This window comes from Limosilactobacillus sp. (assembly GCF_051873075.1).
In the GTDB taxonomy this organism is placed as follows: Bacteria; Bacillota; Bacilli; order Lactobacillales; family Lactobacillaceae; genus Limosilactobacillus.
Genome location: NZ_JBJEEM010000019.1, coordinates 1 through 14982 on the forward strand (window position 1 = coordinate 1; position 14982 = coordinate 14982).

The window sequence follows — 14982 nt, forward strand, 5'->3', positions numbered from 1 at the left end:
TTGACCACGACTTTCGATCCCCATCATAGCGTAGGTAGTAGCCTTACCAGCATTCATGGAAACCAGGGTACCCTTTTGACGGCCTGGGTTCCAGTTCTTGATTACTGGAGCGTACTTTTCAAAGGTGTGGCTCATGATCCCGTAACCACGGGTTTGAGTCATAAATTCAGTGGAGTAACCGATCAAACCACGTGATGGTGCCAGGAAGATCAGACGGGTCTGGCCATTTTCGCCAGGTTCCATGTTCTTCATTTCACCCTTCCGCTTAGAAAGGCTATCGATAACGGCACCAGTGTATTCATCTGGCGTATCGATTTGAACCTCTTCGAATGGTTCACACATCACACCGTCAATTTCACGGTAGATAACTTGTGGACGGGAAACGGACAATTCGTAACCTTCCCGCCGCAGGGTTTCGATCAGGATGGACAGGTGCAATTCACCACGACCAGAAACGGTCCAGGCACCTGGGTCATCCGTGTCATCAACCTTAAGGGAAACATCGGTCTGCATTTCACGCTTCAGACGGTCTTCCAATTGACGAGCAGTTACAAACTTACCTTCCCGACCAGCAAATGGTGAGTCATTGGTCCGGAAAGTCATTTGCAGTGTCGGTGGATCAATCCGCAACGGAGTCAATGCTTCTGGGTGTTCTGCATCAGCAACCGTTTCACCGACGTTGATGTCTTCCATCCCGGAAACGGCAATCAGGTCACCAGCCTTGGCTTCCTTGATTTCCAACCGCTTCAGACCGAAGAAACCGAACAGCTTCGTAACCCGGAAGTTCTTCTTGGTCCCGTCAAGCTTCATCAGGGTAACATTGTCTCCAACCTTGATCTTACCACGGAAGACCCGACCGATCCCGATCCGGCCAACGAAGTCGTTGTAATCCAGGATGGCAACTTGGAACTGCAACGGTTCATCGGAGTTGTCAACTGGAGCTGGAATCGTCTTAACGATCGTATCAAACAGCGGCTTCATCGTGTGTTCCTGAGTAGAAATATCGGAATCGTAACTAGAAGTCCCGTTCATGGCAGAAGTGTAAACAACTGGGAAGTCCAGCTGGTCTTCGTCCGCACCCAGTTCAATGAAGAGGTCCAGCACTTCGTCAACAACTTCTTCTGGACGAGCACCCTTCCGGTCAACCTTGTTGATAACAACGATTGGCGTCAGGTGTTGTTCCAAGGCCTTCTTCAAAACGAACCGCGTCTGTGGCATGGTTCCTTCAAAGGCGTCGACAACCAAGAGTACCCCATCAACCATCTTCATAACACGTTCAACTTCACCACCGAAGTCAGCGTGACCTGGCGTATCCAGGATGTTAATTTGGTACTTACCGTACTTAACGGCCGTGTTCTTGGACAGGATCGTGATCCCACGTTCCCGTTCAATGGCGTTAGTATCCATGGCCCGGTCCTGGATGCTGAAGTGTTCTGGTAAAGTATCTGATTGCTTCAACATTTCGTTAACCAGGGTAGTCTTACCGTGGTCAACGTGGGCAATAATCGCAATGTTACGAATGTCCTCACGAGTTTTCAAAGCGTAATTCTTCCTTTCGTTTCAATGTTCATCTTAACTAGTATACACTGGTTCGAGACTGATTTCATAAAAAAACTGTGACAATTAGAGGTCACAGCTTCGACAACTAGTCAGTGAGACGCAGGATATCCTGGCTCGCTCGCTTTGTCGCTACTAATACAAGATTAGATGATAGCACACTTATTCCATCATCGTCAATTGATTTAACGGTCAATCCTAATTCTTCCGCCAATACCCGGCCCGGGGCAAGGTCCCACGGCCGCAAATGTGAAATGTAGGCACCCAATTCCCCGGTCAGCACCCCGATCATTTCCATCGCCGCACTGCCGTACATCCGCAATCCACTCGCCTGCCGTGCCACTTGCGGGAGGTTGGCAACGTTGTCCAAGATCAGGGAGCTGCTGATGGCGATCAGACTATCATGAAGGCTGGTATTAACCGGCGTCGGCAGGCGGTGATCATTTTTGAAGACACCCCAGCCATTGCCCCCGTGATAAAGGTCAGCATTGACTGCATCCATGATGTAGCCCAGGGTCGGTTGACCATCGACATACAAGGCCAGCATGATTCCGAAACGGTCATGCTGTTTGACAAAGTTAAGTGTCCCATCCAGGGGGTCAACAATCCAAACGTGGCCGGCCAAGTCACCGAGCTGCTGGTCACCAAAGCCCTCCTCGCTTAGGATTCGACATCCCGGGTCAATTAGCCGAAGCTCACGATCAATTTCCTGCTCATTTTGCCGGTCAATCGTAGTCACCAGGTCGCTGTAGCTGCTTTTGGTGTCGACCTGATAGGACGAACCATCCAAGTGGTGCAGGGCCCGCCGATTAACCGTCCGCAACAGTGCTTGTACTTGTGAATCAATTTCTTCTAGCATTATCTATCGCCAACCATCTTAATTGTCCGGGCATCGCTCCCCTGTGCCTGTTTAACCACCCGGTAAAGGACATAGCCAGACTCGTGCTCAAAGTCCCGGCCGATTTGCTTTTCCTCGGCCTTGGAATTAACGATCTGCTTAAAGGCCCGGTAACGCTTTAGGAACTCTTGCCGGTTAATTCCCACCTCATAGGCGTCTTCAACCGCTCGCAACAGTACAATCACCGTTTCCATTTCAGCCGTTGACCAGCTCGGATTTAACGGATAAGAATAATTTTGGCTTTGCATTGATTGATCCCCCTCAAATAACTTTATTTCTATTATACAATTCTTCCCCGTCAAACGTTATCCATTTAAAACCAAAAATGCGTTGTCGATTACGACAACGCATTCTGGATTTGATTAAGATGTTAGTAACTTAATTAAATGTGGGTTGGGAAGCCCATTGCAATATCAGCGGCTTCTTGAATTGGTTCATTAAGGGTTGGGTGTGGGTGAATGGTCAAGGCAACATCCTCAACATTCATACCGCAGTTAACGATTAATGATAATTCACCAGCCAGCGTACTTGCTTCTGGTCCAACAACTTCGGCACCAACAACGTTCTTCTTGTCCTTAGTGTAGGTGAAGCGGACAAAACCATCTGGTTGGTCAAGTGATACCGCACGCGCATTCCCGGCAAATGGGAACTTAGCGGTAGCAACTTCGATTCCCTTCTCCTTAGCTTCGGCAGCAGTCATTCCGACTTGAGCCAATTCAGGATCGGAGAAGCAGACAGCGGGTACACCTACCCAGTCATTGGCGGTGTTCTTACCGGCAATCGCTCCAGCAGCGGTCTTACCTTCAAAGAAGGCTTTGTGAGCCAAGGCAGGACCTGGGACAATGTCACCAACTGCCCAGATGCCTGGTACGTTGGTCCGTCCCTGCTTATCAACAATCACTTGATGGTGATCGTTGAGCTTAACACTCGTCATATCAAGGGCAAAGTTATCGGTGTTTGGCTTCCGACCAACGGAAACCATGCAGTAGTCAGCCTTAATGCTGTTTTCCTTGCCATCAACTTCGTAGGTAACCGTGACAGAGGAATCATCCTGAGTAGAGTTCTTAGCCATGGCTTTCGTGATGATGTCAATGCCCTTCTTCTTCAGGTTCTTGACAACTACGCTAACCATGTCCTTGTCAAAGCCGCCAAGGATGCTATCGGTCCCTTCAATGATTGTTACGTGAGAACCAAGGTCGGCATAAGCACCAGCCAATTCAGTCCCAATGTAACCACCACCGATGACAACCAGTTCCTTTGGAATCTCTGGCAGGTTCAAGCCACCGGTAGAGTCGATGACCCGACCTTCAAACTTGAAGTTAGGGATTTCCACTGGACGAGAACCAGTTGCCAAGATCAAATTGTTCCAAGTGATCTTGGTACCGCCGTCAAAGTCCATGAACTGTTTAGGACCAGACTTCATAACCCGAAGCTGGTGGTCGTTGTCCATCATGGCAACACCATTGATGATCTCAACCTTGTGCTTCTTCAAAAGCATCTTAACACCACGGGTCATCCGGTCAACAACCTTGTGTTGCTTCCAGTCCTGGGTCTTTGCAAAGTCAATCGTTGCGTCGGTCTTAGAAATACCGTAGGTTGAGGCATCACGGGCTTCACGAAGCCGGTGACCAGCCGCAATCAAGGCCTTGGAAGGAACACAACCAATGTTCAAGCAGACACCACCCAAGCCGGCGTGACCGTCTTTACCGTCATCCTTTTCAATCAGGGTAACCTTTTGTCCTAGTTCGGAAGCCCGAATGGCAGCAACGTAGCCACCAGGACCCCCTCCGATAATAACCGTATCTTTCTTTTCAACATCAGCCATATTTAATTAGCCCTCCATCAATAACAATTCTGGATCTTCAAGAAGCTTCTTCAAGTAGTTCAAAGCTTCAGTAGCAAGGGCACCATCGATCAGACGGTGGTCAACAGTCAATGATAACTTCATGTTGTGACCAACGACAATTTCGCCTTCGTCATTAACAATTGGTTCAGTAGCAATGGTTCCCATCCCAAGAATAGCAACTTCTGGTTGGTTGATGATTGGAGTGAACCAGCCACCACGCATAGAACCAATGTTGGAGATGGTCATGCAACCATGGGCCATGCTGTCTGGACTAAGCTTGTTGTCTTCGGCAGCTTGTGCGTTATCAGAGATTTCCTTAGCAATTTCGAACATGCTCTTGGAGTCGGCGTTCTTAATGTTAGGGTTGTACAGACCATGATCAGTGCTCGTCGCAATACCAATGTTGTAGTAGTGCTTTTGAACTAATTCGTGAGTACTGTCATCAATTGAACTGTTGAATTCTGGGTACTTCTTCATCATGGCGATGAGAGCCTTAACAACGTAAGGCAAGAAGGTCAAGTGAATGCCCTGGTCAGCAGCAACTGGCTTGTACTTCTTCCGGTTAGCCATCAGCTTAGAAACTTCGGCATTTGCAAAGACAGTAACCATTGGACTGATGTCAACGGAGTCACGCATGTTCTTAGCAATGATCTTCCGCATGTTGGACAATGGTTCACGGGTTTCAGCATCTTCACCAGCACCGGTGTAAGGCTTGATCGTGTTACCAGCCTTTGGTGCAGCGGCAGCAGCTTCCGCAGAAGCAGCTGGAGCACTAGCAGCAGCACCGTTAAAGTTGTCAATATCTTCCTTCAGAACTTGGCCGTGGTTACCACTTGGCTGTACTAAGGAGATGTCAACACCCTTGTCACGAGCGTATTGACGAACTGATGGCATTGCCATAACCAGCTTGTTTGGTTCTGCTAATGGTGCAACGCCACCCTTGGCAGGTGCAGCTGGCTTTGCTGGAGCAGCACTTTCAGCAGGAGCAGCGGATTCTTCTTCAGCCGGTGCTTCATCAGCATCGTCTGAATCGTCATCGTCAGCTTCAACGTTGGTGCTTACGCCATCCTTGCCGTCGTCGATTTCAACCAGGTCGTCACCCTTTTCAACGTGATCGTCTTCCTTAGCGTCCAGCTTAGTAACGGTCCCATCAACTGGTGATACTAATTGTGTGGTTGATTTGTCAGTTTGAATTTCTACTAATGGATCATCGGCCTTGATTTGGTCGCCTTCCTTAACCAGGAATGAAGCGATGTCACCTTCAGTAAGGCCTTCACCCATTTCAGGTAGTCTGAACTTGTAAGCCATATTATTTAACTTCCTTTCTAATTAATCGTAGCGAATTGGCTGTGATTAATAGTTAACTACTTGACGAGCTGCGTCTTCAACTTCCTTGGCACGTGGAAGCCATACGTCTTCGGCCATTGGGAATGGGTAGACTGAGTTAGGTGCAGCAACCCGGGTAATTGGGGCATCCAGGTACATGATGGCACCTTCAGAAATTGCAGATGCAACTTGGGCACCAACACCGGCCATCTTTTGTGACTCTTGAACGATTACCACGTGGTGAGTCTTCTTGACGGATTCGAAGATCGTGTCAGTATCAAGTGGGTAAAGTGAACGAAGGTCGATAACTTCAGCAGAAATGTTATCCTTGGCCAGCTTCTTAGCAGCCTTAACAGCTTCTGGAACCATCCCACCATAGGTAACGATCGTAACGTCGTTCCCTTCTTGAACAACGTTAGCCTTGTCCAACGGAACAGTGTACTTGTCGTCAGGAACTTCGCCCTTAACAGAACGGTAGAGGCGAAGGTTTTCGAGGAAGAGAACTGGGTCGTTGTTTTCAATAGCAGAAATTACCAGACCCTTAGCATCGTAAGCAGAACTTGGGGTAACAACCCGGAGTCCTGGGATACCAACGAAGAAGTTTTCGAGGTCGTCCCCGTGGAGTTCAGCAGTGTGGGTACCACCACCGTAAGGAGTCCGGATGGTGATTGGCATGTTCTTAGTGCCGTCGTATTGGAAACGAACACGTGACATTTGTCCGGCAATGGAGTCCATTGCTTCAAAAGTGAAGCCCATGAACTGAATTTCTGGAACTGGACGCCAGCCAGTAGCAGCCAGACCAATTGACATCCCTAAAATACCTGATTCAGCAAGTGGGGTACTGAATACCCGGTCCTTACCGTACTTTTCTTGTAAGCCATTAGTAGCACGGAAGACACCACCGTTTTTACCAACATCTTCACCGAAGACCAATGTCTTTGGATCTTCAGCCAAAGCAATGTCAATACCTTCAGTAATAGCTTTGATATATGTCTTTTTAGCCATGATTACTTCGACTCCTTTGCTTCGTACTCTTTGATTTGTTCCTTAATATCTGGGGTTGGTACTTCGAAGGTCCGCTTCAGCATGTCAGAAACCTTTTCTGGTTCAACAGAGTCAGCTTCCTTGATAGCCTTCTTGAAGTCGTCCTTGCATTCATCGGCGTACTTCTTTTCTTCGTCTTCAGACCAGAGGCCCTTCTTAGTTAAGTACTTACGAAGCCGAATCAGAGGGTCCTTGTCGAACCAAGGCTTTTCTTCTTCCTTGGTACGGTACCGACTAGGGTCGTCACCAGCAGAACTGTGGGCACCGAACCGGTAAGTTAAGGTTTCAATCAGAACTGGGCCGTTGCCGGCAGCAGCGTATTCACGTGCTTCCTTAGCAACTTCGTAACATGCCAGTACATCCATCCCGTCAACTTGAACGCCTGGGATACCAGCAGCAACACCCTTTTGTGCAATGGTTTGTGCTGCAGTTTGAAGCTTACGTGGGTAAGAAATTGCCCAACCGTTGTTCTGGATGATGAACACAGCAGGTGCTTGGAAGGCACCGGCGAAGTTCATCCCTTCGTAGGTGTCACCCTGTGAAGAACCACCTTCACCAGTGTAGGCATAAGCAACGGCATCCTTTTCGCCGTTCTTCTTGATACCAAGTGCAGCACCGGCCATTTCAACCATTTGAGCACCAATAATAATTTGTGGACGAAGGGCACGAGCCTCGAACATATTACCCTTGAGGTGACCCTTGGACCACAGGTACATTTGAGCAACAGTAGCACCGTGTTGAATCAGTTGTGGTAAGTCACGGTATGCAGGACAAAGGAAGTCTTGCTTCTTGAATGCTGATGCCGTACCCATTTCGGAGGCTTCCTCACCCCAGGTTGGAGCGTAGAAACCTAAACGACCTTGTTGTGAGAAGCTCATAGTTTGTTCGTGCAGTGCACGTTCCCAAACCATTTTCTTCATTAAGTCTACTAATTGGTCATCAGTGAAATTAGCCATTAAGTCCTTGTTAACAACGTTCCCATCATTATCAAGAATTTGAACAGGCTTTGCGTATGCAGCGCCTTCATCGGCTTTAATCTTTGCAAAGTCAACAGCTTTGGCCATTATAAAACATCCCTTTCCAAATCCAATTAACATCATGTAAGCGATTGCCTACTTACATTTTCTAGTATATGCTTTTTTTGCCATAAAACAAGCGCTTTCATGTACTTTTTTATAAAGAAATGACTAAAAAGTACTTGTGAAAATGTTATTTTAAATATTAGCGTATTTTTTTATGAATATAGTTTATTTAACTTAGCTATTTCTGCTAAATATGATAAAATTAATGAGTTAGAGTAAATTTTGGAGGCGAATATTCTTGTACCTTATGAAAGATATTACTCGCGACGGCAACCCCGTCTTGAGAAAGCGAGCAGCAAAAGTTGAGTTCCCACTCTCAAAAGAAGATCAAGAATTAGCAAAAAAGATGATGGAATACCTTGAGGTTAGTCAGGATCCCGAGCTGTGCGAAAAGTACAAGCTTCGTGCCGGCGTTGGCCTGGCTGCACCACAAGTAGGGGTTTCCAAGCAAATGGCCGCCGTTTTAGTTCCGCCAATCGATGATGACGACCCGGACGCTAAACCCCTGTTCAAGGACGTGATCATCAACCCAGTGATCGTCAGCGAATCCGTCCAATATGGGGCCTTAACGGAAGGCGAGGGTTGCCTCTCCGTCGACAAAGACGTTCCCGGTTACGTTCCCCGGCACGACCGGATCACCCTGCGCTACCAGGATGTCAACGGTGAAAAGCACCAGGTCCGCTTAAAGAACTATCCGGCAATTGTCTGCCAACACGAAATCGACCACCTGCATGGCGTCCTGTTCTACGACCACATCAATAAGGATCACCCATTCGAGGCTCCAGAAGGCACTATCATGATCAGCTAGATCATCAAGGCAACGGTGGTGAGTACGGTAAGCCCCACGCTCACACCGTTTTGCGACTACAAAAAAATACCCGCTGAACATCAGATGAATTCTCATCTGGATGATCAGCGGGTATTTTTATTAGTATCTTGGGGGATAGCGCTACCTTTTTTACCCTTCTTGGCCAGCACCCGTTGTGCAGCTAGCGTATTTCGTTCCCAAAATACTCCATCGGTATAGCCTTGGATATTTTTTTCATGTTCAGCCTTAATTAACCGGTAGGCCCCCCAGGCGGTGTACAGCTTGCTCTGCTCTATTCCGACGTAACGGCGATTAAGCTTCTTGGCCGTCACGAGGCTTGAACCTGCGCCCGCAAACGGATCAAATATAATATCGTTTTCATTAGAGCTTGCCAGAATAATTTTAGCAAGTAACTTTTCCGGCTTTTGGGTTGGGTGCCCCGTGTTTTCGGGCATCGACCAGTAAGGAATTGAAATATCATCCCAGAAATTAGAAGGCATTGTATCCCGGAAGTTACCACTAGCGGTCTCGTTCCACCCCTTTGCCTTGCCATTTTTCCGGTAAGGCGCGATTACCTTTCTTCTTAGCTTAACCTGGTCGATGTTAAAGGTGTAATCGTTCTTATTATTTACCAAGAACCAAATATCTTCCATCCCGTTTTTCCAGTTTGATAAGGAGCCGCGGCCCTTTTCTCTTTGCCAGGTTATTCTATTTTTAATGGTGAAGCTTTCCGCAAGGATTGGGGCAATGGCAATGCTGGTATTCCAGTCAGAAAAGACATATAGGCTTGCATTGGACTTTAATTTCGGCTTTATTAAATCGACCCAGCCCCGGGTATATTTTTGATAGTCAGCTTCCGCCATTTTCTTAAAGTTCATTCCATCATACTTTTTATTGATATTATAAGGTGGGTCGATTAGGGCAAGATCAACAAAGTTATTGGGCATCTTCTTCATAATCTTAAAGGAGTCCCCATTAATAGTTTGGTTAATGATGTTACTGAGCTTAGAGAAATCGGTGTGCTCATCTTTAATGCTTTCTAGTACTCCTGCCGGAACATCGGCAAGTGAGAAATCGATCGTTTTGTTTCGCTTAGATTTGCCCATACTCCATCCCTTTCACTAATTGCGTGCTACTAAGCCTTTATTATAACAACCGAATCATTATTTCACAAAACTAAACATAGAGAATACCCGCCACGTACAAGATGTTTTTCATCCATATACTTAAGCGGGCATTTTTATTAATAATCAGCTCTTACTTCTTGGCGTGGTGGTCCAATCGCTTGAGGTCACTGACGTATTCAACAGTTGATTCGTTCAGCAGGTAGGCCACATCAATGTGCAGGACTCCTTCATATTGCCACCAGTCGGTCACTACAAAAACCGGCTTGCCTGGACGAATGGCCGTCAGTTTTTGCTGCTCAGCATACGTCGCCAGGGATTGACTGAGCCGTTGCTGGTTAAGTCCTTGTCCGGCATCCTTGCTGTCGAAGTGATACTCAAAGGCCAAAACCCCTTTGCCCCAAACGTCAGCTACCAGCTGCGAGGTCAGCGTCCGATCCCAATCCAGCAATTGTCTCAAGCTGCTATTGACGGCTTGATCCGTCACCTCTTGTGCACGGTTGCGTAGCATGATTGTTGCCCGATTAATCAAGACCCGGTGAATTGCCACGTACAGGCCGATTACAATGATAACGGCAATCAGGCATATCCAAAATATTCGCATATTATCGCCCCACTCCTATTTCTTCGTTGACTTAATAATACCATGTCGCTAAATTCTAGGACAGCATTGATTAGTTGTGCTAAAATGGATAGAGTAATTACAGTAATCAATATCTAACTAAGGAGTTTTTAAAGTATGACTTTTAAGGTATACTACCAACCGGATAAGACGAAGCGGCCGGTCCGTGAAAACACTCAATCTCTGTACCTCGAAGCTGATTCAGAAGCTGAGGCGCTGCTGATGGTTGAGCATAACACCGACTATAGCATCGAGTACGTTGAACAACTTGATGATAAGGCCCTCGCTTACGAAAAGCAGAATCCTAATTTTAAGATTACGACATTTGATTAATGACGTCGATGGGGGTTGCGGCAATTTTTGTCGCAACCTTCTTTGTTTAAATGCTTAATTTCAGCAAAGGAAGAACGACAATGCATTATTCAATTATCATCAATCCCTTCGCCGGTAATGGCAGGGCCAAAAATGCTTGGCAACAAATCAAGGAACAGCTTGACCAGGAAAATGTTCAATACCGCTACCAGCTAATTAAAGAAGCCGGTGATGCCGAATACCTGGCCACCAAAATCGGTCAAGAAAAGACTGCGGAGCCGTTAACCGTTATTGTCGTCGGTGGCGATGGAACCCTGCATGATGTATTAAACGGTCTGATAAAATCCGGTTCCACCTATCCGGCTCAAATTCCGCTCGCCTATATCCCCGTCGGCGTCAACAACGATTTCGCCAAGGGTTACGGCATTTCGCTGGAGCCAACAAAAGCGTTGCAACAGATCCTAGGTGCCAAGCAAGAATACCGTATTAACATCGGTCACTACCATGACACGATCAAGGAGCAGGACCACTACTTCTTCAACAGTCTCGGCATTGGCTTTGATGCGGCAATCACCAGCCAGGTCAACCGTAAGAGGGGCAAACGCCACTCCCTCAGTCGTTTCGCCTACCTTCGCCATGCCATCAGCGTTCTATATAACCAGCAACCATTCACCCTGATGGTCCAGCAGCAAGGCAGTCGCGATTTCTTCAAAAAGGCCTATATCGTAATCATCGCTAACCAGCCATACATGGGCGGTCAATTCAAGATTGCCCCCGATGCCAGCCTTAATGAGTCTTCACTAGACCTAATCGTGGCCGAGCGCAAGAACTGGCTGATCACCTTCTGGCAGGTCTGGCGATTCGTTCATGGCAAGCTGGCTGACTCACGCTTTGCTAAGCATTTCCGCGGAAAAGCCTTCCACTGTACCACAACCTCCCTGGAGTTTGGCCAAGTCGATAGCAAGGAGATTGGCAATCAATTCATGGACCTGCTGATTTCAACTGCTAGCTACCCGTTTTATCAGGAACCACTGAAATAACACAAATAGCCCCAAGTACCCGGTTTGGCCGAATACTTGGGGCTATTTTGAATGAAAACGAAGTCGTAAAGGACTCCTATCATGTTAGTCTTCAGAAGCTTCCATTGCTTCAAGAATAATCTGCAGGTTGCTGCATTCCTCACGCAAGGATTGCATTTCATCGCCACAGGTTGGCTGGACGGTCACCGTCTGCCCACCGCAGTCATCATTTATTGCTTCGTTCCGGCAGAGCGCATCTAATCGTTCCTGAGCCTGGTTTAACTCTTCTTCGATCTCATGCTTATTACTCACTTTAAACACTCCCAAACAAATTAGTAAATATTTAAAGCAATTAACAAATTGCAATATAAGTAAGATAGCACGCTCAACCGAAAAAGTTAACCCTTACAGAGTTACACTTTTGTTACTTTCTGGTGATAATTTTCTAATATTACTTAACCGTTCCGGCAAAGCTTGGTTCAAAGTATGGGCTGATCGCGTAGGAAGCAACGTTGGTTCCCGGCTTGGCCGCAGCAACGAATTGGTTGTTGCCAGTGTAAATTGCACAGTGGTAAGTTGCCCCATGCTGACCCCAGAAGAGGATGTCGCCAGGTTGGGCCTCACTGACGGAGTGCTGGTTGACGCAGCTCTCCAAAGCCACCGTATTGTGCGGCAACTGCTTGCCTTCAGCGTTAGCATAAACATAGTCAACCAGGCCAGAGCAGTCCATTCCGCTCAGCGAGGACCCGCCCCAGACATAAGGAACGCTGTTGGTATTAGCAACCTTCACCGCCAAGCTGACAACGGAACCGGAGTGAAGATCCTGACTAGCACTGCTCTGCGGCTGAGCAGGTGCGGTAGAAGTAGCGGCTTGACTAGCTTGGGCTGGAGCCTGGCTAGCCTCCTGTGAAGCCGGTGCCTGACTAGTGATCGCTTGGGAGGCAACTGGTTGCGGTGTCGCCGATACCGAAGCGGTTGCTGATGATCCTGGCGTGGTAGATGCCAGCGTCGTTGCGGTTGACGCTACCGTTGATTCCGATGCACCAGAGGTAGGCGTCGTGGAAACTGGTGATGCCGAAGCAGCCGACGTGGTGGTTACCGCTGATTCAGCCGTTGTGGATGCAGTGGCCATCGTTGTGGCGGTTGATTCAGCCTCCACCTCAGATGTTGCTGACGAGGTCGTCACAGCACCGGAAGCCACAGTTACCTGACTGGCTGCACTCGAGCTGGCACTGTTGATCGTAGTTGCTTCCGCCAACTGAGCAGTTGCCGAAGCCACCGTGCTGGTGCTAGCACTGGTATTAGCGGCTACAACCCCCGCGCCGTCGGAAACAGCGGTACTGGTCGAAGCTGGCGTACCCTGCTGGACGGCACTAGTCGAATCTTGTTGGGTAGCGCTGACAATCACTTGACTGGCACCAGCCGATTGAACCGGTGCCTGAGGGGCCGTAGCAACTACCGTATTTTCCTGGCTAGTCGCCGGTGCCGCACTGGCAACTGGAGCAGCAGGGGTAGTGTTAGCAGCTGGTACAACCACGGCGCTTTGGCCATCAACGATTAACTGCTGACCGATGTAAAGCTGGTTACTGGTCAGGCCGTTCCAAGCCATCAAGGTCGCAACAGAAACGTGGAAGTTCTCAGCAATTTCGCTTAAGGTATCGCCGGGCTTAACGGTATAGCAACCATTCTCATCCGCCTGCATCGTCGTGTCGCTGCCAGGAAGCGTCAGTTGTTGGCCAGCATAGATCAGGTCGACACTGTCACTGACCTTCTTAATGGTGTTGGCATTAGCATTTTCCAGGGCTGAAACTGTGGAGTGGTGTTTTTGGGCGATGTTCCAAACAGTATCCCCTGCCTTAACAATAACATGGTTGGCACTGGCAACTTGGGTAGATACCGCAAGTGCCCCTAAAGTACCAATTGTGCCAGCCAACACGTGGCGGACCGCCGAACGATGATGTGCTCGTTTTACCATAAGCAAAACTTCCTTCCTAAGAATAGTCTTATACAAAATTTAATAATCTAGTTAAGCATACAATGTTAACTTTAGCATTATTTAAGTTAATAGTATAGCGAACATCCGATCTGCTATCGATATTCAACGATCGCCAAAAACAAAATCCCGACCAGCTTTTCGCAAGCAAATGCCTGTTGGTCGGGATTTTTTAATGGTTGTGAAGTTAGGTTAACGGCTGCTTTAGGCGATTCATGCTATTCCTATTATTTTAAATAAAAATTCAATTATGAAAATTCGATCATAATCTAAAGGAGACCATCCTTAACTAAACATTCAGCATTTTCAACCGTGTTCCAGGCAGCCCCCTTCAGGAGGTTATCGGCCACGACCCACATGTTGAACGAACCAGGATTTTCTTCATCGGCCCGCAGGCGACCGACGAAGGTATCACGCTTGCCAACGGCGTTCAGCGGTTGCGGGTAAACCTGGTGGGCAGGGTCATCTTCAAGAATCACGCCCGGTGCCCCCTTCAGCGCTTCCCGTAGCTGGTCCACGGTCACATTGGGGTCATCAACAGTGAAGTAGACGGATTCCCCGTGGGCAATCGGAACCGGCACCCGGACACAGGTGGCAGTGACCTTGATATCCTTAGCATTCATATCATTGAGCATGATCTTCTTAGTTTCGTGGATCATCTTCCATTCCTCATGGGTGTAGCCGTTGTCCTCAAAGACGTCGATCTGCGGCAGGAGGTTGAAGGCCAGCGGATAGTGCTTCTTATCCCCCTTAGTCGGCAGGATCTTGGCGTCTTCTTGAATTTCCTTACCATCCAGGTAATCCTGAGCTTCCTGCTTCAGTTCGTTTAGGGCCGACTGACCAGCACCGGAAGCGGCCTGGTAGGTTGAAACGATGACCTGCTTGAGACCGAACGCCTTGCGGAGCGGTTCCAGGGCCACGACCATCTGAATGGTTGAGCAGTTCGGATTAGCCACGATCCCATGATGGTTCTTCAATGCCGCTTCGTTGACTTCGGGCACGACCAGCGGCACGTCCGGTTCCATCCGGAAGGCACTGGTGTTGTCAACACAGACGGCCCCACGCTTGACTGCTTCTGGCAGGAGGCGCTTCGAGACGCTCCCACCGGCCGAGGAAAGAACCAGGTCAACCCCTTCAAATGAATCAGGAGTTGCTTCTTCAACCGTGATCGGTTGCCCCTTAAACTGAAGCGTTTTACCGGCAGACCGGCTGGAAGCCAACAGCTTCAGGCTCTTGACCGGGATGGTTGACTGTTCCAACTGTTGAATCATACGGGTACCCACCGCACCGGTGGCCCCTAAAATTGCGACATTATATTCCTTACTCATATGACGATTCTTCTTTCTCTCTG

15 protein-coding genes are annotated in these 14982 nt (G+C 48.2%); 3 read left to right on the top strand and 12 right to left on the bottom strand.

The window, feature by feature from the left end; genetic code table 11:
• The 7 genes from typA to pdhA form a co-directional block, all read right to left on the bottom strand.
• Positions 1 to 1539 (bottom strand): translational GTPase TypA (typA, locus tag ACI31J_RS02620; RefSeq protein WP_439772895.1); only part of this gene is annotated, 1539 nt, incomplete at its 3' end.
• Between the two features lie 106 nt (positions 1540 to 1645).
• A complete protein-coding gene (locus ACI31J_RS02625; protein WP_439772896.1) occupies positions 1646 to 2416 on the bottom strand; it encodes an inositol monophosphatase family protein in 771 nt (256 codons plus the stop codon).
• Entirely contained in the window at positions 2416 to 2703 is a 288-nt protein-coding gene (locus ACI31J_RS02630) for a UPF0223 family protein (RefSeq protein ID WP_439772897.1), read from the bottom strand. The genes ACI31J_RS02625 and ACI31J_RS02630 overlap by 1 nt, the downstream gene beginning before the upstream one ends.
• 134 nt (positions 2704 to 2837) lie before the next feature.
• Entirely contained in the window at positions 2838 to 4280 is a 1443-nt protein-coding gene (gene lpdA / locus ACI31J_RS02635; RefSeq protein ID WP_439772898.1) for a dihydrolipoyl dehydrogenase, read from the bottom strand.
• 6 nt (positions 4281 to 4286) lie between these two features.
• The gene (locus ACI31J_RS02640) at positions 4287 to 5609 is read right to left on the bottom strand and encodes a 2-oxo acid dehydrogenase subunit E2 (protein WP_439772899.1); all 1323 of its coding nucleotides are present in this window, start codon (positions 5607 to 5609) and stop codon (positions 4287 to 4289) included.
• Positions 5610 to 5654: 45 nt separating this feature from the next.
• Positions 5655 to 6632 (bottom strand): alpha-ketoacid dehydrogenase subunit beta, encoded by a 978-nt coding sequence (locus ACI31J_RS02645; RefSeq protein WP_439772900.1) that lies wholly within the window; start codon positions 6630 to 6632, stop codon positions 5655 to 5657.
• A 2-nt stretch (positions 6633 to 6634) separates the two neighbouring features.
• Positions 6635 to 7735, bottom strand: a complete 1101-nt coding sequence (gene pdhA / locus ACI31J_RS02650) for a pyruvate dehydrogenase (acetyl-transferring) E1 component subunit alpha (protein WP_439772901.1) — start codon at positions 7733 to 7735, stop codon at positions 6635 to 6637.
• 256 nt (positions 7736 to 7991) lie between these two features.
• On the opposite strand from pdhA, the gene def reads away from it, so the two are divergent.
• Complete coding sequence (def, locus tag ACI31J_RS02655; protein ID WP_439772902.1) at positions 7992 to 8561, top strand: peptide deformylase; 570 nt, start codon at positions 7992 to 7994, stop codon at positions 8559 to 8561.
• Between the two features lie 104 nt (positions 8562 to 8665).
• Here the strand turns inward: def and ACI31J_RS02660 are convergent, their stop codons facing one another.
• Together ACI31J_RS02660 and ACI31J_RS02665 are read right to left on the bottom strand one after the other, a co-directional pair.
• Positions 8666 to 9667, bottom strand: a complete 1002-nt coding sequence (locus ACI31J_RS02660) for a DNA-methyltransferase (RefSeq protein WP_439772903.1) — start codon at positions 9665 to 9667, stop codon at positions 8666 to 8668.
• 151 nt (positions 9668 to 9818) lie between these two features.
• A complete protein-coding gene (locus tag ACI31J_RS02665; protein WP_439772904.1) occupies positions 9819 to 10289 on the bottom strand; it encodes a hypothetical protein in 471 nt (156 codons plus the stop codon).
• Between the two features lie 135 nt (positions 10290 to 10424).
• Here ACI31J_RS02665 and ACI31J_RS02670 point away from each other — a divergent pair, with 135 nt between their 5' ends.
• Both ACI31J_RS02670 and ACI31J_RS02675 read left to right on the top strand, forming a co-directional pair.
• The gene (locus ACI31J_RS02670; RefSeq protein WP_439772905.1) at positions 10425 to 10640 is read left to right on the top strand and encodes a DNA-directed RNA polymerase subunit epsilon; all 216 of its coding nucleotides are present in this window, start codon (positions 10425 to 10427) and stop codon (positions 10638 to 10640) included.
• Positions 10641 to 10720: 80 nt separating this feature from the next.
• A complete protein-coding gene (locus ACI31J_RS02675) occupies positions 10721 to 11659 on the top strand; it encodes a diacylglycerol/lipid kinase family protein (protein WP_439772906.1) in 939 nt (312 codons plus the stop codon).
• Positions 11660 to 11743: 84 nt separating this feature from the next.
• Here the strand turns inward: ACI31J_RS02675 and ACI31J_RS02680 are convergent, their stop codons facing one another.
• The 3 genes from ACI31J_RS02680 to ACI31J_RS02690 form a co-directional block, all read right to left on the bottom strand.
• A complete protein-coding gene (locus ACI31J_RS02680) occupies positions 11744 to 11950 on the bottom strand; it encodes a hypothetical protein (protein ID WP_439772907.1) in 207 nt (68 codons plus the stop codon).
• Positions 11951 to 12089: 139 nt separating this feature from the next.
• Positions 12090 to 13613 (bottom strand): LysM peptidoglycan-binding domain-containing protein, encoded by a 1524-nt coding sequence (locus tag ACI31J_RS02685; RefSeq protein WP_439772908.1) that lies wholly within the window; start codon positions 13611 to 13613, stop codon positions 12090 to 12092.
• Between the two features lie 287 nt (positions 13614 to 13900).
• Entirely contained in the window at positions 13901 to 14959 is a 1059-nt protein-coding gene (locus tag ACI31J_RS02690; protein WP_439772909.1) for an aspartate-semialdehyde dehydrogenase, read from the bottom strand.
• Positions 14960 to 14982 lie beyond the last annotated feature (23 nt).